We start from the raw sequence: 26,935 nt of genomic DNA on the forward strand, positions 1-26,935 counted from the left end.
ACGGGCCGAGGCGTGCGGCCCGGCTCAGCATTCCCGGGGGACGGCTTCCCGTTGAGTCGTCGGCGCCCCCCTCGAATGACCTACCAACTCTCTGCGCACCGGACCGGGTGGTCGCAGACTCCAGGGCGGCGAGCCCGATCAGCGACCGCCCGGAAACCCCGAGGCCGTGTGGCCCGCTCGGGCTCGGCCGGTCGGCTCGGACCCGCCTGCTGTTTCACGTGAAACGCGGCGACCGACCCGACCCTCATCTGATCGAGTCCCGGCTGTCCGAGTACAAGCGATGAGGCGCGGTGCCGGCGGCCATAAGCCGAGCGGTGATCGGCCCGGCTCGAGATCCGCGCGGCCCGGTCCGTTTCCAACGAACAACCGCCGGATGGTTCGTCTGTCGACTTACCTTCCGCCCGTCGCCCCGCGGCGCCTCGTTCGATCGGCCGCACCCGCCGAGGGCTCAGTCACGGTACGAGGCCGGCCCGGCGTCAGCGCGCCGAGTCACCGAGCCGAGAAGCACGCCGACGCGCAACCGCCGTTTCACGTGAAACGGCTACGAGGAGCCGCCGACACCCGGTGCGGATCGGTCGCCGGATCGTTGGAAGAACGGGCCCGGAGATACTCGAGGTTATCCACAGCGGTTGTCCACAGGCACTCCCCGTTTCACGTGAAACGAAGCGAGGAAACCCTTGCTGAGCAGTGCATGACGCGCTGTGCTGGTGATCTCGGCAGCCTGTGGACAACGCGGTGGACAACCGGTGGGCGGCCAGTGGAACAGGTAGGGACAGGCGTCGCCAACTCGGTTAGGGTCAGCGTCGTGCCGGACACCCCTCCCTCAGTTCCCGACTTCACCCAGTGGCCGTCCTTCCCCTTCGAGGGCGATCTCCGCGTCAAGCAGCTCGACGAGCCCGTACCGTTCGAACCTCCCCGCCGTGGCGAGGCGGACCGGGAGTGCACCGCCTGCAACGCGCCCGACGAGGCGTACATCTGGGTCGGTGAGCGGTGGCGCGTCCGCGCCATGGACCGGCCCACCGGCCTGCCGATGGTCCTGATCCTGGAGTCGCGTTCCCACCTGGATCTGGGCGACCTGCCGAACCTGCTCGCCGCCGAACTGGGCGTGATGACCGTCCGCCTGGAGCGGGCCGTGCGCTCGCTCGACGGGGTGGCCCGGGTCCACGTGAACCGGTGGGGCGACGGCTCGGCGCACCTGCACCTGTGGTTCCTGGCCCGGCCGTACGGGCGGCTGCAACTGCGGGGCACGTTCCTGTCGCTGTGGGACTCGATCCTGCCGCCGATCTCCGAGGACCAGTGGCGGGAGAACCTCGCCATGGTGGCCGCATGGCTCGCCGAGTTCGGTGGTCGTCCGTTGGCCGAGCCGCCGCGCATCCAATGGCAGGCGCCGTCGAGTCTCTCCGCGACCTCCCCTGCGAACGCCGTTGAGGAGCCCGAGGAGGAGTCCGTCTCGGTGATCGAGGCAGCGGACGAGATCCCCGAGTCCGACGCGGCAGCGGACGTCTCAGACCCCTCGGCGGGCCCGTCGAAGCCCGACCCGGCACCGCAGGCCGGCCCGGCGCCGGAAACCGCGCCGGGCAGCGCACCGACGAGCGCAGGCGACGACAAGGCGGGGGACGAGAGCGGAGACGAGAGCGACCGGCCGGACGCAGCGCGTACCCGGGAGAGCTGAGGTCAGCGGCGGGCGGCGGCCCGGGTCACGAGCGTGCCGAGGACCCGGCCGAAGTCCAGCCCCGCCGCCTGGATCGCCAGCGGCAGGAGCGACGTCTCGGTCATGCCCGGGGAGACGTTCACCTCCAGCACGTGCGGGTCGCCGCCGGCGTCGACGATCAGGTCGACCCGGGACACGTCGCGCAGTCCGAGCGCGGTGTGCGCGGCGAGCGCCACCTCGGTCACCCGGGCGGTCGTCGCGGTGTCGAGCCGGGCCGGCGCGTGCCAGGTGGTACGCCCGGCGGTGTAGCGGGCCGCGTAGTCGTAGACGCCGTTGCGCGGCACGATCTCGACCGGGGGCAGGGCCTGCGGCCCCTTGCCGAGGTCGAGCACGGAGACCGCCACGTCCATTCCGGGTACGTAGCGTTCCACGAGCGCGGTCTGGTCGTACGCGAAACAACCCACCATGGCGGCCGGCAGCGACGCCGCCTCCCTGACCACGGCGGCGCCCAGTCCGGAACCGCCCTGCGCCGGCTTGACCATCAGCGGCAGCCCGAGGCGGTCGACGATGCGGTCGAGGACGGCCACCGCGCCCAGTTCGGAGAAGCGGTCGTGCGGCAGCGCCACCCAGTCGGGCGTGGGGATGCCCGCCTCGCGCAGTACTGCCTTGGCGGACGGCTTGTCCCAGGCGAGGCGGGACGACCGGGCGTCGCAGCCGACGTAGGGCACGTCCCAGAGGTCGAGGACGCCGCGCAGCGAGCCGTCCTCGCCGGTGGCGCCGTGCAGGGCGATCACCACCGCGTCCGGCGGGTCGGCGGTCAGGGCGGGCAGCAGCGCCACGTCCGCGTCGCGCAGTTCCGCCTCGACGCCCACAGCGCGCAGCGCGTCGAGCACCCGGCGGCCCGACCGCAGGGAGACGTCCCGCTCGTAGGAGAGGCCGCCCGCGAGTACGAGCACGTGCAGCTCGTCGACGGCGGATCCGGTCACGGGAGGCGGTGCGGCGGGGCTGTCGGACATGCGGGCATCATGCCAAGTCGGGGCCGGGCGCGTCCGAGCCGCCCTGGCGGCGGCGCGGTCCGGCACCGCCGACCGCGCCGAAGACCTTGCGCATGGCGATCTCCTGCTCCATCACCCCGGCCAGCCGGCGCACGCCCTCGCGGATCCGCTCCGGCGTCGGGAAGGAGAAGTTGAGCCGCATGTTCCCGGCGCCGGTGCCGTCGGCGTAGAAGCCGGTCCCCGGCACGTACGCGACGCGGGCGGCCACGGCCCGCGGCATCATCGCCTTGGAGTCGAGCCCGTCGGGCAGCGTCGCCCAGACGAACAGGCCGCCTTGCGGCTTCGTCCAGGTGGTGCCCTCCGGCATCAGGTCGGCCATCGCGTCGAGCAGCGCGTCCCGGCGCTCGCGGTAGACCTCGCGGTAGACCTTGAGCTGCTGCCGCCAGGGCATGGTGCCGAGGTACGTCGAGACGGCCGACTGCGCGTAGGCGCTCGGGCAGAGGATCTGCGCCTCGCTGGCGATGACCAGCTTGTCGCGGACCGCGTGCGGGGCCAGGATCCAGCCCACCCGCAGGCCCGGCGCGAACGTCTTGGAGAACGTGCTCAGGTAGAAGACCCCGTCGCGCCGCCGGGCCCGCAGCGGCCGGGGCGCCTCACCGGAGAAACCGAGCTGACCGTACGGGTCGTCCTCCACCACGAGCAGACCGGCGCGTTCGCAGATGTCCAGCACCCGTTCGCGCCGATCCTCGCTCAGCGTCACGCCGGCGGGGTTCTGGTAGGTGGGGATGGTGTAGAGGAACTTCACCCGCCGGCCGGCGCGCGCCAGGTCGGCGATGGCCACCTCCAGCGCCTCCGGGATGAGCCCCTCGTCGTCCATCGGCACGTGGGCCACCTGGGCCTGGGCGGCCTGGAACACCCCGAGCGCGCCGACGTACGTCGGGCCCTCGGCGAGCACCACGTCACCCGGGTCCAGGAAGAGCCGGGCCACCAGGTCGAGGGCCTGCTGGCCGCCGACCGTGACCACCACGTCCTCCGGTGAGGCGCCGCAGGAGGCGTCGATCCCGGACAGGGACATCACCTCGCAGATCCGCTCACGCAGCTCAGGGGCACCCTGGCCGACGCCGTACTGGAGGGTGGTGGCACCGTGCTCGGAGCCGAGCCGGCCGAGCATCTCGCCCACCGCGTCGAGCGGCAGCGCGGCGATGTAGGGGGCCCCACCGGCGAGCGAGACGACCTCCGGCCGGTTGGCCACCGCGAAGAGTGCCCGGATCTCCGAGGCGGTCATCCCGCGGACGCGCCGGGCGTACCGGTCGGTGTAGTCGTCGAGCGTCGTGCCGGTCATGGACATCACCTCGATCGGGTGTCGGCGGGGCTGCCGCCCGGTGTGGTACCCGCGATGCCGACATCCATTGGCGGCGGGGGCCGGTTGGTCGATCGTAGTCCCCGGTGACGGTCGCGGCACCGGCCGTGTGGACACGTCCACATCCCGGACCCGCCGTCGGCCGTCCGGGCGAGGGCTCGCGCGTTCCCTCCCGTACCGCCGGACAGGGGCGTACGATCGCTCGTCGGGAGCAGGAGGGCGCGGGAGGAACCGGCGCTCCGAGCCTAGTGGTGGGGTGCGCTCATGTCGCGACGTCTGGTCAGCCTGACCCTGGACACGCTGGAGGACCTGCCTCGATCCTGCCGCAGCTGCGTCTACTGGGAGCTGGATCCGGTCTCCGCGGAGCGGGCCTGTGCGGCCGGTGACCCGGGCCTGGAGAAGGAGGCGTGGGTCTCCCAGACGCTGCTGGAGTGGGGTTCCTGCGGCAAGCTCGTCTACGTCGACGGCATGCCGGCCGGTTTCGTCATGTACGCCCCGCCGGCGTACGTCCCGCGCTCGATGGCGTTTCCCACCTCGCCGGTCTCGGCGGACGCGGCGCTGCTGATGACGGCGCACGTGGTGCCCGCCTTCGCCGACGGCGGCCTGGGCCGGATGCTGGTGCAGGGCGTGGCCCGCGACCTGACCAAGCGCGGCATCAAGGCGATCGAGGCGTTCGGCGACGCCAAGTTCGGCGACGACGCGGACGACCCGGCGCGCGCGTGCGTGGCGCCCGCCGACTTCTTCCTCTCGGTGGGCTTCAAGACGGTCCGGCCGCACCCCCGCTACCCCCGGCTGCGGCTGGAGTTGCGGACGGCGCTGAGCTGGAAGTCGGACGTCGAGTACGCGCTGGAGAAGCTGCTCGGCTCGATGAGCCCGGAGACGCTGCTGCGGCCGGTCCGCCCGGCGCCCGCCACCCGCTCGACGAGCTGAGTCGCGGCTCAGTCGACGACGGTGCCGGCGGCCACGATCGCCCGCAGCTCGCTCACGTCGATCGAGCCGGTCGGCACGTCCCGCTCGATCGGCAGGTACATCCGCTGCACGCCGGCCACGATGGCCTCGACCACCCGGTCCCGGAAACGCGGGTCGACGAGCCGCCCCCTGTCGTCCGGTGAGGTGAGGTAGCCGACCTCGACGCGTACCGCGGGCATCCGGGTGAGCCGCAGCAGCTCCCACGCCTTGGCGTGGGTACGGCAGTCGCGCAGCCCGGTGCGGGCCACGATCTCCCGCTGCACGAGCCCGGCGAGGCGCTCGCCGGTGGCCGACGTGACGCCGTTGTCGGTGCCGTAGTGGTAGGTGGCCACCCCCTCGGCCTCCGGGTTGGCGTGCCCGTCGGTGTGCAGGGAGATGAACACGTCGGCGCCGAGGGAGTTGGCGAGCTGGGCCCGGTCCGCGTCCGGCAGGCAGACGCCGGGCGACGGGCCCCGGGTGAGCTGCACCCGTACGCCGGCGGCCGCGAGCCGCCCCTCCAGCCGGCTGGCGAGGTCGTGCACGAGGTCCGCCTCGGTCCAGCGCAGCGTGCCGTCGGGCACCACCACTCCCGGGTCGGTGCCGCCGTGCCCCGGGTCGATCACCACGGTCCGCCCGACGAGCGTCGGACCGGCCTGCCGGATGGCGTCGGATTCGCGCAGCCACTGCGGGCGCCCGCCGACCACCTTGCGGCCGAGGCGGCGCAGCGCGTTGACGGTGTGCGGCCCGCACGAGCCGTCCGGTTTCAGGCCCATCTCCCGCTGGAACTGCGCCACCGCGCGGGAGGTGCGGATGCCGTAGATGGCGTCGGCGCGGCCCACGTCGTACCCCATCTCCAGCAGGCGTTCCTGGAGCGAGCGGACGTCCTCGCCGGTCAGCGGCTCGGGTACGGCGTGGTAGAGCGCGCGGGCGCCGAACCGCCAGCGGGCCGCGTCGAGCGCCCGCCAGGTCTCGGCGCCGACCCGCCCGTCGACGCTGAGGCCGCGGGACTGCTGGAAGGCCCGTACCGCGCGTTCGGTCTGGGCGTCGTAGTCGTCGCCTCCGGCCTCGGCGGGGAGAAGTTCCAGGCCGGCGAGGACGGTACGGATCTCGGCCACCGCCGGTCCCTGGTCACCGGGTCGGATCGGACGCACGACGACCCCCTCTGCACGGACGTTGGCGGACCGGAACTCCGACGGATGCTTACGGAGCGTACCGTGGCCGATACCCGGCGGGTTCGCGTTCATGCAGGTCAGGGAAGCCGGAACCCCCGCCACCGGGCGTGGTGACGGGGGTTCCGGAGGTGTCGGTACGGCTCAGAGCGCCGACTCGATGAGCTTGACCAGCTCACCCTTCGGCTTGGCGCCGGCGATCGACTGCACCGGCTGGCCGTTCTTGAAGATGGTCAGCGTCGGCACCGACATCACCCGGTAGGCGCGCGCCGTCTCCGGGTTCTCGTCGATGTTGAGCTTGACGATGGTGACCTGGTCCTTCATCTCGCCCGCGATCTCCTCCAGCAGCGGCGAGACCTTGCGGCAGGGGCCGCACCACTCCGCCCAGAAGTCGACCAGAACCGGCTTGTCGGACTGCAGCACGTCGCTGACGAAGCTGGCGTCCGTGACCGCCTTTGTTGCACCCACTATGAACTCTCCTCCTCCGAACCTTGCTCGTGGAACTCTCAGCCCTGGATGGTGGCGATGAACCGCTCGGCGTCCAGCGCGGCGGCGCAGCCGGTGCCGGCCGCCGTGATGGCCTGCCGGTAGGTGTGGTCGACGAGGTCACCCGCCGCGAACACGCCGGGCACGCTGGTACGGGTGCTGGGGGCCTGCACCTTCACATACCCCTCGTCGTCCAGCTCCACCTGACCGCGGAACAGCTCGCTGCGCGGGTCGTGCCCGATCGCCACGAACACGCCCGTGACGTCGAGCACCTTGCTCTCGCCGGTGTGCACGTTGCGCACCCGTACGCCGCTTACCTTGCCGTCGTCGCCGAGGATCTCCTCGACCACGGTGTTCCACTCGACCTTGATCTTCTCGTTGCTCAGCGCCCGGTCCGCCATGATCTTGCTGGCGCGGAACGAGTCGCGGCGGTGGAGGATCGTCACCGACTCGGCGAAACGGGTGAGGAAGCTCGCCTCCTCCATCGCCGAGTCGCCGCCGCCGACCACCACGATGTGCTGGTTGCGGAAGAAGAAGCCGTCACAGGTGGCACAGGACGACACGCCGTGGCCCAGGTATTCCTGCTCGCCCGGCACACCCAGCGGACGCCAGGCCGAGCCGGTGGAGAGGATGACGGCGCGGGCGCGGTAGGCGGTCTCGCCCACCCACACGGTGCTCACCGCGTCGGAGCCGATCTCGCCGGTGTCCTTCAGCTCGACCCGCGTCACGTCGTCGGTGAGGAACTCGGCGCCGAAGCGCTCGGCCTGCTTGCGCATGTTGTCCATCAGCTCGGGGCCGAGGATGCCGTCCGCGAAGCCGGGGAAGTTCTCCACCTCGGTGGTGGTCATCAGCGCGCCACCCGACTGCACGCCCTCGATCACCAGGGGCTTCAGGTTGGCGCGGGCGGCGTAGACCGCCGCCGTGTAGCCGGCCGGACCGGAGCCGATGATGATCAGGTTGCGGACCTCGTCCACTGCCGTCTCCCGATGTGTGTGTTCGTCACCGGCCGCACCGATGTCGATCCCGAGTGCCGACGGCTCTAGGGACGCCGGCGCCTGACTTGCAGAACGCCATCGTACGAAGCGGGGATTCCCGAGCCGGTCATCCGGTGGGTCAGGTCACGTGGCGGGACAAGCGTCGTGACCGCGTTTTCACCCTACCCGCGTCCGGAACCGCGTGTCCGCGCCGGACCCGGGTACCCCGCACTCCGGCCCGCTCACCCAGCCCCAGCGGGCGCCGCCGGCGTCCGCGAACGTCACCACGAGCGCCGGTACGCCCTGGAAGCGGGCGTAGTCGACCATGTTCACGGTGAGCGGCCCGCCGCCGTGCTCGGCCCCGATCGCGGTGAGGCACGCGGCGAGCGTCTCCGGCCGGGTCAGCCGGTCCAGCCCGCCGAGGGCGCTGAGGCGTTGGCCCTCGCTGTACAGGGGCGTCTCCGCGCCGTCCTTTGCCGCGCCGGACGGCCCGGCCATGTCTCCCGGGATCGACTTCGCTCCGGTGGGCGTCCGGTCGGCGGCGAGGCGTTCCGGTGTCCAGTCGGTGCCGCTGCGCACTGCCGGTCCGGTGGTCCGGTACGGCGCGGCGGCCATCGGTGCCGCCTCCCCGCCCGCCCGGTCGGCGGTGCTGACGCCGCCGTCGCCGGAGTCGGCCATCCGGCCCACACCGAGCCCCACCGCGGCGACCGAGGCCGCGGCCAGCGCCACCGGCCCGGCGATCCGGGCCCAGCGCCGGGGGCGACGACCGGGGCCGCTGTGCCGGTCGGGACGGGGGGCCGAGCCGGGTGGCCGGCTCGCGCCGCCGGGCTGCGCCGGCACGACCGGCGTACCCTCACGCAGCGCCGGTCCGGCCCCGGAGAGCGCCGCCGTGATCCGGTCGGTCACGGCCTGTGGCATCTCCGGCGCGGGGGCCGCGGCCCAGCCGGCCAGGTCGGCGCGGACCAGGTCGACCGCGTCGGCGAGATTCTCGTACGCGGCCCGCCAGGCCGGGTCCTGCTCGACCAGCCGCGCCACGGTGGCCTGCTCGGGGGTGCCGTCCAGCGCCCCGCCGAGGTAGTCGGCGAGCAGGTCGTGATCGACCTCGCTGAACTCCCGGGAAGTCACGGCTCCTCCTGGCTGACGGCCTGACGGGAAGCTCCCGACGAGGATCCGACGCCCTCGGGACGCCGGCGGTTCCCGGGAGTGAGCCGCGGCACGTCACCGGCCGGAGCGTCGGTGCCGGTCCGCAGGTGCCCGAGCAGCACGGCGAGACGTGCCCGGCCCCTGGCGCACCGGCTCTTGACGGTGCCCTCCGCGACCCCGAGCACGGCGGCGGCCTCGGCGACCGGGTAGCCCTGCACGTCGACCAGGACCAACGCGGCCCGCTGTTCCGCGGGCAGTGCGGCGAGCGCCTGCCGGACCACGAGCGCGGTGTCGTGGTCGCGGGCCGGCGCGGCCGGTTCCGGACCGCCGGTGTGCCGGCCCGGCTCGCCGTCGGTGTGCACACCGTCGGGCAGCGGGACGGTGGCGTGGGTCTGACGCCGCCGGATCCGGTCCAGGCAGGCGTTCACCACGATGCGGTGCAGCCAGGTGGTGACCGCCGAGTCGCCCCGGAACCGGGCCGCCGCGCGGTGCGCCGACAGCATGGCGTCCTGGAGGGCGTCGGCGGCCTCCTCGCGGTCGCCGATGGTCCGCAGCGCGACCGCCCAGAGCCGGTCCCGGTGCCGCTGGAACAGCTCGGTGAAGGCGGTCCGGTCCCCGGCCGCGTGCGCCCGCAGCAGCTCCAGGTCGGAGCGGCCGGGCTGCGCGCCGTCGCGTTCCGCCATCACCACGTCCGGCGGTGGTGGCGCGGCGGGGACGGCGGCCGGGTCACGAGCCCTGGACCACGATCTCCTGGACGCCGAGCTTCCAGCCGTTGCCGTCTTCCTTCTTCGGCAGCTTGGTGATCCAGAACAGCAGGTACTGGTACTTCTGGTCCGGCTCGAAGGCGTTGAAGATCATTTTCGTGCCGCCGTCCTCGTTCGGCGGCCCGATCAGCGTCGAGTAGGCGTTGATGAGCTGCTTGTCGCCGGCGGAGCTGGACGGGAAGTCGCCGCGGGCGCCGGTGCGCAGCTCGACCGTGGCTCCGGTGGCCGAGAGCGTGGCCTCCAGCTGCTTGACCGAGTGCGGGGCGCCCAGGTCGATCCAGACACCCATGCCCTTCTTGACCCCGCTGAACTTGCCGCTGTCGCGGTAGCTGTTGGTCTCCCAGCCCTCGTCGTCGTCCCCGTCGATGACCTTTTCGGCGTTGCGCACCTCGGCGCGGTCGCCGTCCGGGTCGATGATCCGTACGTCCTGGATGGTGAGCTTGCGGACCTGCGCGGCGGGTTCGGCCCCGCCGCCGGTGGCGGGCGCGCTGTTCGACGGCTGGGCGACCGGCTCCTTGTCGCCGTCGTCGCCACCGAGCGCGTTGATGCCGATGAGCAGCCCGACCAGGGCCACCGCCAGCAGACCGGCGATGCCGATGGCGACCTTGCGCCCGCCGGCGGCGGCCAGCGGGGAGGGCTCCTCGCCGGGTTCGGCGGTGAAGCGCAGCGGGCCGGCCTGCTCCAGGAACTGCTCGTCGGCAGGGATGTCGAGCCGGCTCAGCTCGGCGGCCAGCACGTCCGACGACGGCGGGGGGATCTCCGGGTCGAGCAGGTCCATGGTGAGGTCGTCGAGGTAGGCCGGCACCCCGGCGCGCATCTGCCGGGGCGCGGCGATGGAGCCGCCGGCGTCCCGGACGGCGTCCGGCAGGGCGGCGCGGCCGTGCCCGGCGGTGGCGCCGTGCAGCGGGGCCTCGCCGTGCGGCCAGTGCCCGGTCAGGGCGAAGTAGAGCACCCCGCCGACCGCGCGCAGGTCGTTCTCCTGGCTGTCCGCCCCGTCGGTACGCGCGTCGGCGAGCACCACCCGGCCGTCGTCGCTGATCATCACGGTGCCGGGGTGCAGGTTGCCGTGCACCATCCCGGTGGCGTGCACGGCGGCGAGGGCGCTGGCGACGGCGTTGCCGATCGCGGTGGCCCGCGCCGGATCGAGCGGCCCGTCGGCGGCGACCAGCTCGCGCAGCGACTGCCCGTCGACCCACTCGCGGACCACGTAGGCCCGGTCGTCCTCGTCGATCGCGTCGTAGACGCCGACCAGGTTGGGGTGGATGACGCGGCTCGCGGCGACGGCGGCCTGGAGCATCTCGGTGGCGGAGTCGCCACCCGGGTAGCGGAGAACCACGGCGACGGGACGGCGCAACACCACGTCGACACCGCGCCAGACCAGTCGGCCCGCGCTGTCGTTGTTGATGTGCTCGACCAGCTCGTACCGCTCGGCGAGCAGCTCACCGACCGTGGGAGCACCGAAGGTCACGTCCGCAGGAGTGGTCTCCTCCGCTTCCTGACCCTCGCCGACCTGGGTCACCCGTCCTCCCTCGGTGATCGCGTCGATCGATGGACCCGTGCTGCTGGGCATGTGGCTTCCCGCTCTGCCTTTGGTGGAACGGCCGGCGGTCTCGACGCCGCGTCGATCCCGGTCGTACCCGTCGAGAGCGACCTTACCCGGGATGCCCGGTTCTCCGACATGTCATCTTCCCGCTGTGACCGGCCGGAAGGCCAGTCGCCACGGGCCCCGGCCGGGTCACCCGCCCACCCGGCGGGCGAGCCGGACACGCACCGCCAATCTAGAGGTTGACGGCAACGAGGCGGCACAGGGGCGTACCGGTGCGGCGGCGGACTGGTTTTCCCCGCCCCGGCCTGCGCTCCCTCGTCCGTACGGTTGGTTGTCCACAGGCCGAGAGGCCCAGTGGACGGGGGAATTCCGAGTTATCCACAGCCGTATCCCCAGGCTGGTGATCCTCGTTCACCGTCGGTCACCGGAGACGTCAACGACCGAGGCGGCGCCGGACCATCCCGACCACCTCGGTGATCTCGCCGATCCGCAGCACCATGGCGAGTCCGAGATAGGTCGCGCCGATCGCCGCGCCGCCGATCACCAACTGCACCGCGGCGGCGAGCCAGCTCAGGTTCGCCGGGTCGCCGGGGAGCACCGCGACCACGAGCAGGCCGACGACCGCCGCGCCGAGGGCAGCCACGACCACCCGGCCGAGCGTCCGCATGATCCCGCCCAGCCCGATCCGGCCGACCCGGGGCCGCAGCAGCATCGCCGAGATGATCGCCGCCGCCAGGTACGACACGGCGTTGCCGAGCATCATCCCGGCCGCCGCGAACGTGTTCGAGAAGAGCAGGAACAGGCCCACCTGGAGCAGAACGCGCAGGATCACCACCGGGATGTTGACCAGAGCCGGGGTGCGGGTGTCCGGCAGCGCGTAGAACGCGAAGGTGAAGAGCTGACTGACCGCGAACGGCACCAGGCCGAGCGCCGCCACCAGCAGCACAGTCGAGGTGGCCACCGCGTTGTCGCCGGTGAACGCGCCGTACCGGAAGACCACCACCGAGATCGGGGCGGCCAGCACCGCGTAGCAGACCGCGATGGGTGCGAGCACCGCGCTGACCATCCGGGTGCCGCGGGACAGGTCGGCGGTGACGTCGCCGAACCGGTTCTCGGCGGCGGCGGCGCTCATCCGGGGCATCAGCGCGGTGATGATCGAGACCGCGATGATGCCGTGCGCCATCATCAGCAGCAGGAAGACGTTGTTGTAGATCAGCAGGCCGGCGTTCTCGCCGTCCCCGCCGGCGGCCCGGTTGAGCAGGTTGACCACCACGAAGAGGCCGAGCTGGTTGACCGCGACGTAGCAGAACATCCAGGCGCCGAGCCGGGCCAGCTCGCGCAGCCCCAGCTCGCGGAAGTCGAACCGCGCCTTCCACCGGAAGCCGACCTTGCGCAGCGCGGGCAGCAGGCCGACCGCCTGCACCGCCACGCCCAGCAGCGTGCCGCCGCCGACCAGCAGGATCCGGTCCCAGCCCACCTCCTCGGGCCGGAGACCGGTCGCGCCGAAGACGACGATGTACAGGCCGAACGTGCCGATCGAGACGAGATTGTTGAGGATCGGCGCCCACATCGGGGCGGCGAAGTGCCCCCTGGTGTTGAGCACCGCGGCGATCAGCGCGCTGATGCCGGTGAAGAACAGCATCGGCAGCATCAGGTACGACAGCCGGGTGACGAGCGTGGTGTACGCCGGATCGTCGCCGCCGGCCGCGTACACGGCGGTCAGCACCGGGGCCAGCAGCACCGCGATCAGCGCGGTCGCGGCGAGCGCCAGCACCGCGAGCGTCAGCAGGCGCTGCGCGTACGCCTCGCCCCGGTCCGCGTCGATCTTGCGGCGGCGCACCAGCACCGGCACCAGGACGCTCGTCAGCACGCCGCCGAGCAGGAACTCGTACACCTGGTTGGGCAGGAACTGGGCGGTGGTGAACGCGTCGCCGACCATCGTGCCGAGCGCGGCACCGATCATCAGGTTGCGGATGAACCCCGTACCCCGGCTCACCAGGCTGCCGATCGCCATCACCGCGCTGTTCGCCGCGGCGCTGGTCTCGGCGACCACCTCCTGCGGCGGCGCGACGGCCTCGACGCCGGGCTGGTTCAGCGGCTCGGCCGAGATGAAGGTGGCGCCGTCGTCCGGCGGCAGGCCGTCGCCGTGCGCGTTCGCGCTGCGGTAGAGCCCGCCGCTCATCTGCCAGCCTCCAGGGGGTACGTGGCGACCGGGCCCGGCCGGCCCCGCCCAACCGGAACCTTAGTCAACCCGGACCCGTTACCCGCGCCCGGCGCGGTCGATCCACCTCCGGCCCGATAGGCTGGCGATCCCATGTCCGAAGCCTCCGCCTCCCACGCCGCCGACCGCCGCGAACTGACCGCCGCGCAGCGCAACGCCGTCGCCGAACTGCTCCGAGTCTCGCCGGTCGCCGACGAGCTGGGCCGGCGCTTCGCCCGGGCCGGTCACGAACTGCACCTGGTGGGCGGATCCGTCCGCGACGCGCTGCTCGGCCGGCTCGGCAACGACCTCGACTTCTGCACCGACGCCCACCCGGACGAAACCATCAAGGTCATTCGCGGCTGGGCGGAGTCGATCTGGGAGACCGGGCGCGAGTTCGGCACCATCGCCTGCCAGCGAGACGGCCTCAACCTGGAGATCACCACGTTCCGCGCGGAGGTCTACGACCAGGTCAGCCGCAACCCGGTGGTGCAGTACGGCACGAGCCTGACCGAGGACCTCAAGCGCCGCGACTTCACCGTCAACGCGATGGCGGTCAGCCTGCCCGACCACCGGTTCACCGACCCGTACGGCGGGCTGGCCGACCTGGCCGCCAAGATCATCCGTACCCCCGGGACGCCGCAGGAGTCGTTCCGCGACGACCCGCTGCGGATGCTGCGCGCGGCCCGGTTCGCCGCCCAGCTCCGCTTCGCCGTCCACCCGGACGTCCGCGCGGCGATGACCGAGATGGCCGGCGACCTGGACCGGATCACCGCCGAGCGGATCCGGGACGAGTTCACCAAGCTGCTCTGCGGCGCCGACCCGATCACCGGGCTGCGCCTGCTCGTCGACACCGGCCTGGCCGAGCGCTTCCTGCCCGAGCTGACCGGCCTGAAGCTCACCATCGACGAGCACGCCCAGCACAAGGACGTCTACGAGCACACGCTCACAGTGGTCAGCAACGCCATGTCGCTGGAGTCCGACGGCTGCGACTTCGTGCTGCGGATGGCCGCGCTCATGCACGACGTCGGCAAGCCGGCCACCAAGGCGGTCGGCGCGGACGGCCGGGTCAGCTTCCACCACCACGAGGTGGTCGGCGCCCGTCTGACCAAGAACCGGATGAAGGCGATGCGCTACTCCAAGGAGATCACCTCCCAGGTGGTCAAGCTGGTCGGGCTGCACCTGCGCTTCTACGGGTACGGCCGGGGCGAGTGGACCGACTCGGCGGTCCGCCGGTACGTCACCGACGCCGGTGACCTGCTGTCCCGGCTGCACAAGCTGACCCGCTCCGACTGCACCACCCGCAACCGGCGCAAGGCGGCCCAGCTCGCGGCCGACTACGACGCGCTGGAGGAGCGGATCGCCCGGATCGCCGCCGAGGAGGACCTGGCCCGGGTCCGCCCCGACCTGGACGGCAACGCGATCATGGAGCTGCTCGGCGTACCGCCGGGACCGGTGGTCGGCCGCGCCTGGCAGCACCTCAAGGAGCTGCGCCTGGAGCGCGGGCCGCTGGACCGCGACGAGGCCGAGGCGGAGCTGCTGCGCTGGGCGCGCGAGGAGGGCGTCACCGGCTGAGGCCGGCGTCGCGAATCGGACGACGATACGCCGGCGTGTCGACCGAACGGTTGACCCGCTCCGGTCGATGTCTCCCGCATGATGAGTCATCGGCAGCCGCCGAATCGACAGATGCGGCTGTTCTGATTCATCCGCCCGTCCGATCCGGACGGTCGCTGGACACGGGGAGACAATTCGTGACACGTCGTGGCGGCTTGCGCCGCTCCGCGCTCGTGGGGCTCGCCCTCACCAGCGCCACCTCCATCCTCTGCGCCACAGTCGCCGGGCCGGCCCTCGCCGACCCGAAGCGACCGTCGATCAGTGGCGCCGGCACGGCCGAGGCGGTCCCCGGCCGCTACATCGTGGTCCTCAAGAAGGGCAAGACCACCCCGGCCAAGGTGAAGTCCGCCGCGTCCGCGCTGGCCGGCGAGCACGGCGGCACCGTCCGCCGGGTCTTCGGCAAGGCGCTGAACGGCTACTCGGCCACCATGGACGCCCGGCAGGCCGCGCGGCTCGCCGCCGACCCGGACGTCGAGTACGTCCAGCAGGTCCAGCGCTGGAGCACCGCCGGCACCCAGACCACCCCGCCGTGGGGCCTGGACCGCATCGACCAGCTCAAGACCCGCACCGACGGCAAGTACACCTACCCGTCGACCGGCGCCGGGGTGACCGCGTACGTGATCGACACCGGCATCGACATCGACCACCAGGACTTCGGCGGGCGCGCCCGCAACGGCTACGACGCGGTCGAGCAGGACGACGTCGCGCAGGACTGCGACGGGCACGGCACGCACGTGGCGGGCACGATCGGCGGTACGACGTACGGCGTCGCCAAGGGAGTCGACCTGGTCGCCGTCCGGGTCCTCGACTGCTCCGGCAGCGGCGACACCGAGCAGGTGATCGCCGGCATCGAGTGGGTCACCGCCAACGCCACCGGGCCGTCCGTCGCCAACATGAGCCTCGGCGTCGATCGCGTCGACCAGGCCGTGAACGACGCGGTCACCCGCTCGATCGCCTCCGGCATCACCTACGCCGTCGCGGCCGGCAACAGCATGCAGGACGCCTGCGGCTCCTCGCCGGCGAGCGTGCCCGCCGCGATCACCGTCGGCGCCACCGACCGGGTCGACATGCGTGCCTGGTTCTCCAACTACGGCCGCTGCCTGGACCTGTTCGCGCCCGGCACCGGCATCGTCTCGGCCAAGGCCGGCAGCAGCGCCGGCACGGAGTCGATGAGCGGCACCTCGATGGCGTCCCCGCACGTGGCGGGCGCCGCCGCGCTGCTGCTGGAGGAGCACCCGGCCTGGTCGCCGCAGCAGGTACGCGACTCGGTCGTGACCACCGGCATCGGCGGCGCGGTGCACGACATCATGGGCTCCACCGACCGGCTGCTGCACATCGGCTCGGCCGTGACGGCCCGCGGCTCGTACGGGCTCAAGGCCCGCGTCAACGGCCGTTACGTCACGGCGGAGAGCGCCGGGGCGAAGCCGCTGATCGCCCGGGGCACCTCCATCGGCGCCTGGGAGAAGTACGACGTGGTCGACGCCGGCGGAGGCCTGTTCGGCCTGCGGGCGCGGGTCACGAACAAGTTCGTCACGGCGGAGAGCGCCGGGGCGAAGCCGCTGATCGCCCGCTCGGCCACCATCGGCGCGTGGGAGAAGTTCCAGATCGTCGACAACACCGACGGCACGATCAGCCTGAAGGCGGCGATCAACGGCAAGTACGTCACCGCGCCGAGCGCCACCTCCCCGCTGATCGCCAGCAAGACCGCGATCGGCACCGCCGAGAAGTTCGACTTCGACGCCCCGGCGCCCCTCGTGAGCATCAAGTCGGTGGCCAGTGGCAAGTTCGTGACGGCGGAGAGCGCCGGGGCGAAGCCGCTGATCGCGCGCTCGGCGACCGTCGGCGCCTGGGAGAAGTACGAGCTGGTGAACGTCGGTGACGGCTACGGCACCTTCGGCCTGAAGGCCCAGATCAACGGCAAGTTCGTCACGGCGGAGAGCGCCGGGGCGAAGCCGCTGATCGCCCGGGGCGCCTCGATCGGCGCGTGGGAGGGGATGTCGTTCCTCGACTACAACGCCGACGGCTCGGTCTACCTGTACGCGAACATCAACGAGAAGGCGGTCACCGCCGGCAGCGCCGGCACGAGCCAGCTCATCGCCAGCCGGACCATCGACTGGAACAGCCCGACCCTCGGCCTGGGTGCCGGCGAGAAGTTCGTCGTCGCCGTGCTCTGACCCGTACCACCGCACGACGCCCGCCGGCTCCCCGAGGGGAACCGGCGGGCGTCGTCGTCACTGGGTGACGGTGCTGCCGTCCACTGTGGTCTTGCCGTTGTGCTGGGCGCTGCTGCCCAGCCGCGCCAGCAGCCCGGCCAGGTCGATGCCGGTCAGGTCGCTGCCGAGCTGGAGGCCCTGGGCGACGTTGCCGGCCACCGACTTGGTCAGCGAGGACGCGCCGTCGGTGGAGATCACCGTCATCTTGTCGATCGCGCCGATCGGGGCGCTGGCCGCGCCGACCACCTCGGGCAGCACCTTGACCAGCAGGTCCAGGACGGCCGCCTCGCCGTACGCGGCGAACGCCTCGGCCTTGCGGGCCATCGCGTCGGCCTCGGCCTGACCCTTTGCGAGGATGGCCGCGGCCTCGGCCTGGCCCTCCCGCTCGACCGCCTCGGCGATCGCGGAACGACGGCGCTGCTCGGCCTCACCCTCCTTGGCGCCCTCGATCGCGTTCGCCTCGGCCAGTGCGGCCCGGCGGGCCCGCTCGCCCTCACCGGTGAGGCGGGCCTGCTCGGCGGAGGCCTGCGCGGCAGCGATCGTGGCCTGCCGCTGCGCGTCGGCGTTGAGCACCGCCGCGTTGCGGTTCGCCTCGGCCTCCTGCTCCACCTTGTACCGTGCGGCGTCGGCCGGCTTGCGCACCTCGGTGTCGAGCTGGCGCTGCTTCAGCTCGGCGTTGCGCTCGGCCACCTTCTGCTGCTCGGAGAGGATCGCCTGGTCCCGCTCGGCCTGCGCGAGCGGACCGGCCGCTGCCGACCTCGCCTTGGCCGCGTCGATCTCGGCCTGGATGCCGGCCTGCTTGAGCGCCAGGTTCCGGTTCGCCTCGGCGATCGCCTCCTCGGCGAGCAGCCGCTCCTGCTCGGCCTGCTGGCGGGCCCGCGCCTCGGCGATGGCCGCGTCCTTGAGCACGCGGGCCGCCTCCGGCCGTCCCAGGTCCTGGAGGTAGGAGCCCTCGGCCAGGATGTCCTGGAGCTGGAAGGTGTCCAGCACCAGGCCCTGGTTGGTCATCGAGTGCTCGGCCTCCTCGGCGACCGCGCTGGCGAACGCCGCCCGGTCCCGGATGATCTCCTCGACGGTGAGCCGCCCGACGATCGAGCGGAGCGCGCCGGCCAGCACCTCGCGGGTGAAGTTGTCGATCTCCTCCTGCTGGTTCAGGAAGCGCTGGGCGGCGGCGCGGATCGCGTCCTCGGTGCCGCCGACCTTGACGATCGCGACGCCGTGCAGCTCGGTGCGGATGCCCTGCTTGCTCACCGCGCCGCGGATGCTGACGTCGATCCGGCGGCTGGACAGGTCGAGCGACTGGAGCTTCTGCACCACCGGCAGCACGAACACCGAGGCGCCGAGCACGACCTTCTGCCCGGACATGTCGGTGGCCCGGCCGCCGTCGGCGGTCTGGGTGGTGCGGCCCTTGCGGCCGGTGACGATGAACGCCTGGTTCGGCCCGGCCACCTTGATCCGGGACAACACGAAGAGGACGAGGACGACGGCGAGGAGGACCGCGCCGCCGATGGCGACGAGTAGGGGCATGGGGGTTCCCGTCTGTGTGGTGGTGTCAGTAGGTCTCGACGTGCACGCTGGTCTCGCTCAGGGCTTCGACCACGAAGATCCGGGTGCCGACCGGGATCGGCCCGTCGGCGCGGGCGTTGAGCTTCACCGGCTGGCCGGCGAGGCGTACCCGCACCTCGCCGTAGCCGCCGTTGGGGATCGGCGTCACCACCAGCCCGATCGCGCCGGCCAGGTGGTCGCGGGTGGGTGTGGCGTCGGTGCGCATGTTGCGGGCCGCGCGGCTCAGCCGGGCCGCCAGCCAGCCGGTGGGCACGGCGGCGAGCGCGCCGCCGGCCACCGCCGCCGCGATCATTCCGGGGGTACGACCCCCGAGCAGCTCGTTGACGATCGCGCCGCCGAACCCGAACGCCCCGGTGAACCCGGCGGCCGCCTCCAGCGACACCGGCCCGTCGACGTCCGGCTGGCCGAGGTGGAGCACTCCCGAGCCGAGCAGGGCGAGTGTCAGCACGCCCACACCGACCCCGCCGATGATCAGGAAAATGAGCGTCCCGGTGGCCATGACCTGCACGGTATCGACGCCGTGCAACATCGACTTCGTTCAGCGGACGTCCAGCGGCGGGTCAGGGCCGGTCGGGGAGAATGTCGGCGGTCGCGCGACAATGGGTGACATGCGCTGGACCGTGCTCGACTCCCCGATCGGGGAGTTCTCCGTCGGCACCGACGACGACGCGGTGCGCGGCGCGCACTTCGGCCGGGTGGACGGGGCGTCGGACGAACCCGGCGACGCGGTGGCCCGGCTGGCGGTGGCGGAGCTGCGGGCGTACTTCGCCGGTGAGCTGACCGAGTTCACCGTGCCGGTGTCGGCGCCCCGGGGCTCGGAGTTCGAGCGCGCCGTGTGGCGGGAGATGACCCGCATCCCGTACGGGGAGACGGCTACCTACGGCGAGGTGGCGAAGGCGGTCGGTGATCCGGGTGGCGCCCGGGCGGTCGGGGTGGCCTGCAACCGCAATCCGGTGCCGGTGATCGTGCCCTGTCACCGGATCGTCGGCGCGGGCGGCAAGCTGGTCGGCTTCGGCGGCGGGCTGCCGCGCAAGGTGACGCTGCTGGAGCTGGAGGCGTCGGTGGCGCTGCGGCGCGCCTGGTCCTGACGTACGCGAAGAAGGAAGGCCGGGTCCGCGCGGACCCGGCCTTCCTTCTTGTGCGTGTCAGCGTGTCAGCGCTCGATCTCGCCGGCGATGAACGCCTCGACGGCGGCGTGCGCGTCGTGGTCGGCGTACTGCTCCGGCGGGGACTTCATGAAGTACGAGGAGGCGGAGAGGATCGGGCCACCGATCTTCCGGTCCAGCGCGATCTTCGCGGCGCGGACGGCGTCGATGATGACACCGGCCGAGTTCGGCGAGTCCCACACCTCGAGCTTCAGCTCCGCGTTGAGCGGGGTGTCACCGAAGGAACGGCCCTCCAGGCGGATGTACGCCCACTTGCGGTCGTCCAGCCACGGCACGTGGTCGGACGGGCCGATGTGCACGTCGCTCTTGCTCATCTCGTGCGGGATCTGGGAGGTCACCGACTGGGTCTTCGAGATCTTCTTCGAGACCAGGCGGTTGCGCTCCAGCATGTTCATGAAGTCCATGTTGCCGCCGAAGTTGAGCTGGTACGTGCGCAGCAGCTCGACACCGCGGTCCTCGAAGAGCTTCGCCAGGGCGCGGTGCACGATGGTGGCGCCGACCTGGCTCTTGATGTCGTCGCCGACGATCGGCAGACCGGCGTCGGTGAACTTCTTCGCCCACTCCGGGTCCGAGGCGATGAACACCGGCAGGGCGTTCACGAACGCGCAGCCGGCGTCGATCGCGGCCTGGGCGTAGAACTTGTCGGCCGCCTCGGAGCCCACCGGGAGGTAGGAGACGACCACGTCGACCTGCGCGTCGCGCAGCGCCTGCGCCACGTCGACCGGCGCGGCGTCCGACTCCTCGACGATCTCGCGGTAGTACTGGCCGAGACCGTCGAAGGTCGGGCCGCGCTGCACGGTGACGCCGGTCGGCGGCACGTCGCAGAGCTTGATCGTGTTGTTCTCGCTGGCGACGATCGCCTCCGCGAGGTCCATGCCCACCTTCTTGGCGTCCACGTCGAACGCCGCGACGAACTTCACGTCCGAGACGTGGTAGTCGCCGAAGGTGACGTGCATGAGACCCGGGACGCGGTCGTTCGGGTCGGCGTTCCGGTAGTACTCCACGCCCTGTACGAGGGACGAGGCGCAGTTACCCACACCGACGATGGCGACGCGGACGGAGCCCATAGCGTCTGCCTCCTTCTTCTTCATCACGGCCGCTCTGTCCTGGACGTTCCAGGCGTGGGCGGGCTGTCGTTGTCTCCTCGGCCACCGGCCGTCCCGGGTCGCGGGTCGGCCGGGGCCCGGCCGGAGCGCTCGTTGGCGATGAGCTCCTCCAGCCAGCGGACCTCGCGCTCACAGGCGTCGAGCCCGTGGCGTTGCAGTTCCAGGGTGTACGCGTCGAGCCGCTCGGCTGCCCGGCCGAGCACGTCACGAAGACCTTCGCGACGTTCCTCGATCTTGCGGCGACGACCTTCCAGGATCCGGAGCCGGGTGGCCTGGTCGGTCCGGGCGAAGAACGCGAAGTGCACGCCGAAGCCCGTGTCGTCGTACGTCTCGGGTCCAGCCTGCGCTATGAGCTGGGCGAAGCGTTCCTTGCCCTCCGCGGTAATGGTGTAGACCACCCGACCGCGTCGGCTGGTCAGCGCGGGAACCTCCTCGGCGGTCGCGGGTGTCTCGGCGGCTTCGGCGATCCATCCCGCCGCCTGCAGCCGGCGCAGGGTCGGGTAGAGAGAGCCGTAGCTGATCGCCGCCCGGATAGCGCCGAGCTTGGCGGTCAGCTCCTTGCGCAGCTCGTAGCCGTGCATGGGCGCCTCCTGCAGGAGGCCGAGGATGGCGAGCTCGAGCACGGGCCATCCCTTCTTTTCCCCCTGCGCGGAGTGCTAACCGCCGCGATGTATCGGACCGATACATCGCACGTTAGCGGAGAGGCGAGGGTGGGGCAAACCCCTGCTTACGCGACGCGATCATCACGGATCGTGACCGTGGTCGCCTGGGTTCGCCGGAGCGCGTACCCTTTCCCGCATGCGTACGCAGCGCCAGGTCGTCGACTACTCGCTCCAGAAGCGGGCTGTGCTGCGTGAACTGCTCGCCGGGCGGATCGGCACGTACGACGTCTGCGACGCCTCGCCGTACCTGAAGAACGCTGCTCGTTTCCACGGCGAGCCGACCGACCACCGCTGCCCGATCTGCCGCAGCGAGAACCTGATCCACGTCCACTACATTTACGGTGACGAACTCAAGCAGTCGGCCGGCCAGGCGCGTACCCGGGCCGAGTTGCCCGTCCTGGCCATGACGCTGCGTGAGTTCCAGGTGTTCGTGGTGGAGGTCTGCCCCGGCTGCGACTGGAACCATCTCGTCGAGCAGTTCCTGCTCGGCCGGGACGGCCTCGCGGGCGAGGCGGAGGACGCGGACGAGTCGGTCGCGGCCAACGGCTCCACCCCTCGGCGAAGGCGAGAGGCGCAACGGTGAACGCGGCTGTCCCGATCGCTGCCGGCCCATTCCCCGGGCGGCAGGATCGACAGCCCTTACGCGTAATTGGTCCGAATAGATCGGATTTGACGGGCGATCGCTGGCACGGCCGGCGGGTAACGTCCCGTGTTCCAGCTCACGGCAACCCGGTGGCGGCGCCCCCGCGCCCCACCGCGACCGGCAGGGTGTGAGGAATGAACTACGGCGATCCCAGTTCTTCGCGTGGGCGGGCCCAGATCCCGGGCCCGAACGGCGACCCCGGTTCCGAAGGGAGCCGGGGCGGGAACGGTTGGTCCGGCGCGGCGGACGGCGGCGCCTCGGCGCGCGCCTCCGCGACACCGTACGGCGCGGGCGGCCGGGCCTCGGTCGGCGGCGCCGCTCCGGCGCCGCGCGGGGCGGCAGGCTCGGCCTCGGTCGGCCGGGCCGGCGCGGGCCGCGCCTCGGTGCCGGTGTCGCCGGCGCCCGGCGTCTCCGGACGCGCGGGCGCCGGGCGGGCGTCGGTGCCGGTCTCCCCGGCCGCTCCGGCCGGACGCGCCTCGGTGGGCGCGGCGAGCGTCGGCGCGGCGAGCGTGGGCGCGGCGAGCGTCGGCGGGCGAGCGAGCGTCGGGGGCCGGGCGAGCGTCGGCGCGGCAGCAGTAGGTGGCCGCGCCCGGGTACCAGGTGCGGCCGGCGGTGGTCCCGGCGGCCCCGGCGGTCCGCTCGGTCCCGGCCGGCGCGGCCGTGGTGAGGACCCGGCGCGCGCCAAGAAGCGTCGCCGGATCAACATCCTGATCGCCGGCTTCGCCGTGTTCATCATGCTCGCCGGCATCGGAGTGGTGAGCTTCACCTGGTACTCCACCAAGGTGGTGCTCCCGGAGGACACCATCCCGCCGCTGTCCACCACCATCTACGACTCGACCGGCAAGACCGCCATCGCCCGGATCGGCGACCAGAACCGCCAGCTGGTCACCATCGACCAGATCCCGGAGCACGTCCAGCACGCGGTCGCCGCGGCGGAGGACCGGAACTTCTACAAGCACTCCGGTGTGGACTACAAGGGCATCGCCCGGGCCGCGTGGAACAACCTCACCGGCGGCGACAAGCAGGGCGCCTCGACCATCACCCAGCAGTACGCGCGCAACGCGTTCGAGAACCTGAACCAGGACACGTACGGCCGCAAGGTGAAGGAGGCGATCCTCGCCTCCAAGCTGAACGACAAGTACGACAAGCGCGCGATCATGCAGCACTACCTGAACGTCATCTACTTCGGCCGGGGCGCGTACGGCATCCAGGCGGCGGCGCGGACCTACTTCGGCAAGGACGTCAAGAGCCTGACCGTGGCCGAGGCCGCGGTGCTCGCCGCACTGATCAAACAGCCGGAGCCGAGCGCGACCCACCAGGGCTACGACCCGGCGATCAACCCGACCGCCGCACTGGACCGGTGGAACTACGTGATCAACGGCATGATCACGGAGAAGTGGCTGGACGCGCCGAACACGCCGCAGCACCCCACCGAGTACCCGAAGAACATCGCGAAGCCGTCGAAGAACAGCGGCGGCGGCTTCGGCATCGACACCCCGTACGGCAACATCGTCAACTACGTCTCGCAGGAGATCCGCGAGATGAACCTCTGCACCGACAACGAGGCCGAGGCGACCGAGAAGAAGCCGCTCTGCGCCAAGGCGCTGAGCCGGGGTGGTTACAAGATCACCACCACGATCAACCGGAAGATGCAGGAGGCGGCGCTCGCCGCGGCCCAGCGGGCCAAGAAGGGCTCCGAACTCGCCGGCCAGCCGCCGAACCTGATGGCCGCCGTGGTGGCCATCGACCCGAAGACCGGCCGGGTGCTCGCCTACTACGGCGGCGACAACGGCACCGGCACCGACTACGCCGGGAAGAACGTCGACAACGGCGTGGTCAGCGGCGGGCACTCGCCGGGCTCGAGCTTCAAGATCTACACGCTCGCCGCCGCCCTGAAGGAAGGCATCTCGCTCAAGTCCCGGTGGAAGGGATCGGCGTTCACGCCGAAGGGCACCAAGTTCAAGGTCAGCAACGCCGGCGCGGACAAGGTCTCCTGCGGTGACTCCTGCACGCTCGAACTGTCGACGCTGAAGTCGCTGAACGTTCCGTTCTACTACATCACCGAGAAGATCGGCCCGGACAAGGTGCTCGACATGGCCAAGCAGGCGGGCGTCACCACCATGTGGCAGACCGACACCAACCCGGCCAAGGCGCACGACCTGACCAAGGCCGACCCGAAGGATCTGGCTCCGTCGCCGTTCTTCCACGTCCTCGGCTACGGCCAGTACCCGATCACCGTGCTCGACCACGCCAACGGCGTCGCCACCTTCGCCAACCAGGGCATGTACCACAAGGCGCACTTCGTCCGGAAGGTGGAGAAGCAGAACCCGGACACCGGCAAGTGGGACCTGGTCGGCGCGGAGAAGCTCAAGGGGGACCAGCGGATCGACAAGGACATCGTCGCCGACGTCACCTCCGTGCTGAAGCAGTACCCGGGCCAGATCAACAAGAAGCTCGAGGACGGCCGCCAGGTCGCCGAGAAGACCGGCACCTGGGAACTCGGCGACAAGACCACCCGCAACGGCGACGCCTGGATGATCGGCTACACGCCGCAGCTCGCCACCGCGGTCTGGGTCGGAAACGTCAAGGACCGCAAGGCGATCAAGTACAAGGACGGCCGGGACATCAGTGGCGCCCGGATGCCGGGTGACATCTTCCAGCGCTTCATGAACGACGCGCTCAAGGGCAAGGACAAGGAAGAGTTCCCGCCCGCGGCGAACATCGGCAAGGACGACGCCGGCAACGGCGAAGTGCCACCGCCGGCGAACGAGCCCGGCCAGCCGGGCCAGAACTGCGACCCGCTCGGCCTGTTCTGCCCCGGCGGCACGCCCGGCGGCGGCACCCCGGGTGGCGGCGACCAGGGTGGCACCAACCCCGGTGGGGGCGGGCTCCCCGGCGGCGGTGGACGGCCCGGTGGCGGCGGTGGCGGCGGTGGGTTACTCCCGAGCACACCACCGACACGACAGAACTGACGCGTACCACCTGACGGCGGCGGCCGGACCTTGGGTCCGGCCGCCGCCGCGTTTCGCGTACCGGAATTTCTCCGCGCGCGACGGGACGGCGACCCCCGGTGTACGGCAGGATGCCTCTCCATGAGCACCCAGTCGCCCGCAGGCATCGATGAGCCCGGCGCGTCCGAGGCGGCGCCACGATCCGCAGAGACGGTGGACCACCCGTCCCGCTCGGACTGGTTCGTCCGGGGCGCCTCCGGTCTGATCGGCGGGCCGCTCGGCGACCACGCCGCCGCCCTGGACCGGCCCGCCGACCGGGAGAGCCGCTTCTGGACCGCCGGCCGGATCGTCCTGGCGCTTGTCTGCCTCACGCTGGCCCTGCACTGGGTGCAGAAGTCGCCCTGCCAGGACGGCGCCTGGCAGAACAACGTCCAGTACACCCGGATGTGCTACACCGACGTGCTGGCGCTCTACTACGCCGAAGGGCTCAACGAGGGCAAGGTCCCCTACGCGGACCACCCGGTGGAGTACCCGGTGCTGACCGGCTACTTCATGGGAGCGCTCGGCCTGCCGGTGCACGCCCTCGGCGCCGACAACCCCGCCATCAACCAGGGCCAGTGGTTCTACAACCTGAACGCGCTGGTGCTCGGCGCGCTCGCGGTCGCCACCGTCGCCGTGATCCTCAGCCTGCGCCGACGACGACCCTGGGACGCCGCGTTGTTCGCGCTCTCCCCGGCGCTGGTGCTCACCGCCACCGTCAACTGGGACCTGCTCGCCATCGGCCTGGCCGCGTTCGGTCTGCTGGCCTGGGCTCGCGCCCGGCCCGACCGGTACGCGCTGCTGCTGCCCGGAGTGGCCGGCGTCCTCATCGGCCTGGGCGGTGCGGCCAAGATGTGGCCGCTGTTCCTGCTCGGGCCGATCCTGGTCCTCGCGCTGCGCGCCGGCAAGATGCCGGCCGGGCTAGTCGCCACGGCGACCGCGCTGGTGACGCTCGTGGCGGTGAACCTGCCGGTGGCGATCCCGTACCGGGAGAACTGGGAACGCTTCTTCGACCTGAACACGACGCGCCCCATCGACTGGGGCACGCTCTGGTACATCGGCCGCTACCTGGACGGCCGGATCAGTCCGTCCGCACCCGGCCAGCTCGGGCCGTTCGAGTGGCTCAACGCGAACATCCCCACCCTCAACTGGCTGTCGTACCTGCTGTTCGGGCTCGCCTGCCTCGGCGTGGCCGGGCTGGCGCTGCTCGCACCGCGCCGCCCCCGGCTGGCCCAGCTCGCCTTCCTGGTGGTCGCCGCATTCCTCATCTTCAGCAAGGTCTGGTCCCAGCAGTTCGTGCTCTGGCTGCTGCCGCTCGCGGTGCTCGCCCGGCCGCGCTGGGGTGCGTTCCTGGCCTGGCAGGTCGCCGAGGTCGGCTACTTCGCCGCGTTCTACGGCGAACTGCTCGGCACTGCCATGTCCCGGCCGGTCTTCCCCGAAGGCGTCTTCGTGCTCGCGTCGAGCCTGCGCCTGATCACCGTGGCGGTGCTCTGCGGGTTCGTGATCCGGGACATCATGCGGCCCGAACTGGACGTGGTCCGGCACACCTACGCCGACGACCCGGACGGCGGGGTGCTCGACGGCGCGCCCGACGCGCCCTGGCATCAGCGCTGGCGGGCGCGCGCCGCCGAACGGCCCGCCGAACCCGTTCCGGTGTGACCGAGGCGGGGGGGGGGGGGGGGGGGGCCCCCGGGCGCGCCCCCCAGCCCCCCCCGCCCCCGGCGCGCCCCCGCCGCGGG

The 26,935-nt window shown here is 71.9% G+C and carries 21 protein-coding genes; 8 read left to right on the top strand and 13 right to left on the bottom strand.

Annotated features, from left to right (window positions below; translation table 11 throughout):
* Positions 1-805 precede the first annotated feature (805 nt).
* The gene (locus tag SM452_RS25015) at positions 806-1,672 is read left to right on the top strand and encodes a hypothetical protein (RefSeq protein WP_463840814.1); all 867 of its coding nucleotides are present in this window, start codon (positions 806-808) and stop codon (positions 1,670-1,672) included.
* A gap of 2 nt (positions 1,673-1,674) precedes the next feature.
* On the opposite strand, the gene SM452_RS25020 is transcribed toward SM452_RS25015, so the two are convergent.
* A complete protein-coding gene (locus SM452_RS25020) occupies positions 1,675-2,667 on the bottom strand; it encodes a D-alanine--D-alanine ligase family protein (protein ID WP_463840815.1) in 993 nt (330 codons plus the stop codon).
* 7 nt (positions 2,668-2,674) lie between these two features.
* Complete coding sequence (locus tag SM452_RS25025; protein ID WP_355509498.1) at positions 2,675-3,988, bottom strand: aminotransferase-like domain-containing protein; 1,314 nt, start codon at positions 3,986-3,988, stop codon at positions 2,675-2,677.
* 282 nt (positions 3,989-4,270) lie between these two features.
* Between SM452_RS25025 and SM452_RS25030 the strand changes: the two genes are divergently transcribed.
* Positions 4,271-4,936 carry a GNAT family N-acetyltransferase gene (locus SM452_RS25030; RefSeq protein WP_013289377.1) on the top strand — a complete coding sequence of 222 codons (666 nt, stop codon included), beginning with the start codon at positions 4,271-4,273 and terminating at the stop codon, positions 4,934-4,936.
* An 8-nt stretch (positions 4,937-4,944) separates the two neighbouring features.
* Here the strand turns inward: SM452_RS25030 and SM452_RS25035 are convergent, their stop codons facing one another.
* From SM452_RS25035 to murJ, 7 genes are all read right to left on the bottom strand, one after another.
* Entirely contained in the window at positions 4,945-6,105 is a 1,161-nt protein-coding gene (locus tag SM452_RS25035; protein ID WP_463840816.1) for an N-acetylmuramoyl-L-alanine amidase, read from the bottom strand.
* Positions 6,106-6,267: 162 nt separating this feature from the next.
* Positions 6,268-6,591, bottom strand: coding sequence for a thioredoxin (trxA, locus tag SM452_RS25040; RefSeq protein ID WP_013289375.1), 324 nt, complete (start codon positions 6,589-6,591; stop codon positions 6,268-6,270).
* Positions 6,592-6,629: 38 nt separating this feature from the next.
* Entirely contained in the window at positions 6,630-7,583 is a 954-nt protein-coding gene (gene trxB, locus SM452_RS25045; protein WP_262012914.1) for a thioredoxin-disulfide reductase, read from the bottom strand.
* Between the two features lie 177 nt (positions 7,584-7,760).
* A complete protein-coding gene (locus SM452_RS25050) occupies positions 7,761-8,708 on the bottom strand; it encodes a hypothetical protein (protein WP_355509494.1) in 948 nt (315 codons plus the stop codon).
* A complete protein-coding gene (gene sigM, locus SM452_RS25055) occupies positions 8,705-9,409 on the bottom strand; it encodes an RNA polymerase sigma factor SigM (RefSeq protein ID WP_357470680.1) in 705 nt (234 codons plus the stop codon). Before sigM ends, SM452_RS25050 begins: the two co-directional genes overlap by 4 nt.
* 43 nt (positions 9,410-9,452) lie before the next feature.
* Positions 9,453-11,060: a protein kinase family protein gene (locus tag SM452_RS25060; protein WP_463840817.1), complete on the bottom strand. Its 1,608-nt coding sequence runs from the start codon at positions 11,058-11,060 to the stop codon at positions 9,453-9,455.
* 409 nt (positions 11,061-11,469) lie between these two features.
* The gene (gene murJ, locus SM452_RS25065; protein WP_355509488.1) at positions 11,470-13,218 is read right to left on the bottom strand and encodes a murein biosynthesis integral membrane protein MurJ; all 1,749 of its coding nucleotides are present in this window, start codon (positions 13,216-13,218) and stop codon (positions 11,470-11,472) included.
* A gap of 132 nt (positions 13,219-13,350) precedes the next feature.
* Between murJ and SM452_RS25070 the strand changes: the two genes are divergently transcribed.
* Both SM452_RS25070 and SM452_RS25075 read left to right on the top strand, forming a co-directional pair.
* Positions 13,351-14,811 carry a CCA tRNA nucleotidyltransferase gene (locus tag SM452_RS25070; protein WP_262012919.1) on the top strand — a complete coding sequence of 487 codons (1,461 nt, stop codon included), beginning with the start codon at positions 13,351-13,353 and terminating at the stop codon, positions 14,809-14,811.
* A 176-nt stretch (positions 14,812-14,987) separates the two neighbouring features.
* Positions 14,988-17,024, top strand: a complete 2,037-nt coding sequence (locus tag SM452_RS25075) for a S8 family serine peptidase (RefSeq protein ID WP_355509485.1) — start codon at positions 14,988-14,990, stop codon at positions 17,022-17,024.
* A gap of 57 nt (positions 17,025-17,081) precedes the next feature.
* On the opposite strand, the gene SM452_RS25080 is transcribed toward SM452_RS25075, so the two are convergent.
* The gene (locus SM452_RS25080; RefSeq protein ID WP_262012921.1) at positions 17,082-18,590 is read right to left on the bottom strand and encodes a flotillin family protein; all 1,509 of its coding nucleotides are present in this window, start codon (positions 18,588-18,590) and stop codon (positions 17,082-17,084) included.
* Positions 18,591-18,615: 25 nt separating this feature from the next.
* Entirely contained in the window at positions 18,616-19,158 is a 543-nt protein-coding gene (locus SM452_RS25085; protein ID WP_355509483.1) for a hypothetical protein, read from the bottom strand.
* Positions 19,159-19,237: 79 nt separating this feature from the next.
* Between SM452_RS25085 and SM452_RS25090 the strand changes: the two genes are divergently transcribed.
* A complete protein-coding gene (locus SM452_RS25090) occupies positions 19,238-19,717 on the top strand; it encodes a methylated-DNA--[protein]-cysteine S-methyltransferase (protein WP_355509481.1) in 480 nt (159 codons plus the stop codon).
* A gap of 65 nt (positions 19,718-19,782) precedes the next feature.
* Here the strand turns inward: SM452_RS25090 and SM452_RS25095 are convergent, their stop codons facing one another.
* Complete coding sequence (locus SM452_RS25095) at positions 19,783-20,862, bottom strand: inositol-3-phosphate synthase (protein ID WP_366625881.1); 1,080 nt, start codon at positions 20,860-20,862, stop codon at positions 19,783-19,785.
* A 23-nt stretch (positions 20,863-20,885) separates the two neighbouring features.
* Positions 20,886-21,524, bottom strand: coding sequence for a PadR family transcriptional regulator (locus SM452_RS25100; protein ID WP_120572535.1), 639 nt, complete (start codon positions 21,522-21,524; stop codon positions 20,886-20,888).
* Between the two features lie 175 nt (positions 21,525-21,699).
* On the opposite strand from SM452_RS25100, the gene SM452_RS25105 reads away from it, so the two are divergent.
* From SM452_RS25105 to SM452_RS25115, 3 genes are all read left to right on the top strand, one after another.
* Positions 21,700-22,146 (top strand): DUF5318 domain-containing protein, encoded by a 447-nt coding sequence (locus tag SM452_RS25105; RefSeq protein WP_013289362.1) that lies wholly within the window; start codon positions 21,700-21,702, stop codon positions 22,144-22,146.
* Positions 22,147-22,340: 194 nt separating this feature from the next.
* Positions 22,341-25,178, top strand: coding sequence for a transglycosylase domain-containing protein (locus tag SM452_RS25110; RefSeq protein ID WP_463840818.1), 2,838 nt, complete (start codon positions 22,341-22,343; stop codon positions 25,176-25,178).
* Between the two features lie 120 nt (positions 25,179-25,298).
* Positions 25,299-26,855, top strand: a complete 1,557-nt coding sequence (locus SM452_RS25115; protein ID WP_463840819.1) for a glycosyltransferase family 87 protein — start codon at positions 25,299-25,301, stop codon at positions 26,853-26,855.
* Positions 26,856-26,935 lie beyond the last annotated feature (80 nt).

It is taken from the genome of Micromonospora sp. SYSU B005 (assembly GCF_055362685.1).

What these genes read in the sequence shown, in the direction of transcription:
- sigM (WP_357470680.1), bottom strand. Translation starts at nt 9,409, where the DNA reads ATGGCGGAACGCGACGGCGCGCAGCCCGGCCGCTCCGACCTGGAGCTG.
- SM452_RS25030 (WP_013289377.1), top strand. Translation starts at nt 4,271, where the DNA reads ATGTCGCGACGTCTGGTCAGCCTGACCCTGGACACGCTGGAGGACCTG.
- SM452_RS25070 (WP_262012919.1), top strand. Translation starts at nt 13,351, where the DNA reads ATGTCCGAAGCCTCCGCCTCCCACGCCGCCGACCGCCGCGAACTGACC.
- murJ (WP_355509488.1), bottom strand. Translation starts at nt 13,218, where the DNA reads ATGAGCGGCGGGCTCTACCGCAGCGCGAACGCGCACGGCGACGGCCTG.
- SM452_RS25110 (WP_463840818.1), top strand. Translation starts at nt 22,341, where the DNA reads ATGAACTACGGCGATCCCAGTTCTTCGCGTGGGCGGGCCCAGATCCCG.
- SM452_RS25080 (WP_262012921.1), bottom strand. Translation starts at nt 18,590, where the DNA reads ATGCCCCTACTCGTCGCCATCGGCGGCGCGGTCCTCCTCGCCGTCGTC.
- SM452_RS25095 (WP_366625881.1), bottom strand. Translation starts at nt 20,862, where the DNA reads ATGGGCTCCGTCCGCGTCGCCATCGTCGGTGTGGGTAACTGCGCCTCG.
- SM452_RS25025 (WP_355509498.1), bottom strand. Translation starts at nt 3,988, where the DNA reads ATGACCGGCACGACGCTCGACGACTACACCGACCGGTACGCCCGGCGC.
- SM452_RS25090 (WP_355509481.1), top strand. Translation starts at nt 19,238, where the DNA reads ATGCGCTGGACCGTGCTCGACTCCCCGATCGGGGAGTTCTCCGTCGGC.
- SM452_RS25060 (WP_463840817.1), bottom strand. Translation starts at nt 11,060, where the DNA reads ATGCCCAGCAGCACGGGTCCATCGATCGACGCGATCACCGAGGGAGGA.
- SM452_RS25020 (WP_463840815.1), bottom strand. Translation starts at nt 2,667, where the DNA reads ATGTCCGACAGCCCCGCCGCACCGCCTCCCGTGACCGGATCCGCCGTC.
- SM452_RS25105 (WP_013289362.1), top strand. Translation starts at nt 21,700, where the DNA reads ATGCGTACGCAGCGCCAGGTCGTCGACTACTCGCTCCAGAAGCGGGCT.
- SM452_RS25085 (WP_355509483.1), bottom strand. Translation starts at nt 19,158, where the DNA reads ATGTTGCACGGCGTCGATACCGTGCAGGTCATGGCCACCGGGACGCTC.
- SM452_RS25115 (WP_463840819.1), top strand. Translation starts at nt 25,299, where the DNA reads ATGAGCACCCAGTCGCCCGCAGGCATCGATGAGCCCGGCGCGTCCGAG.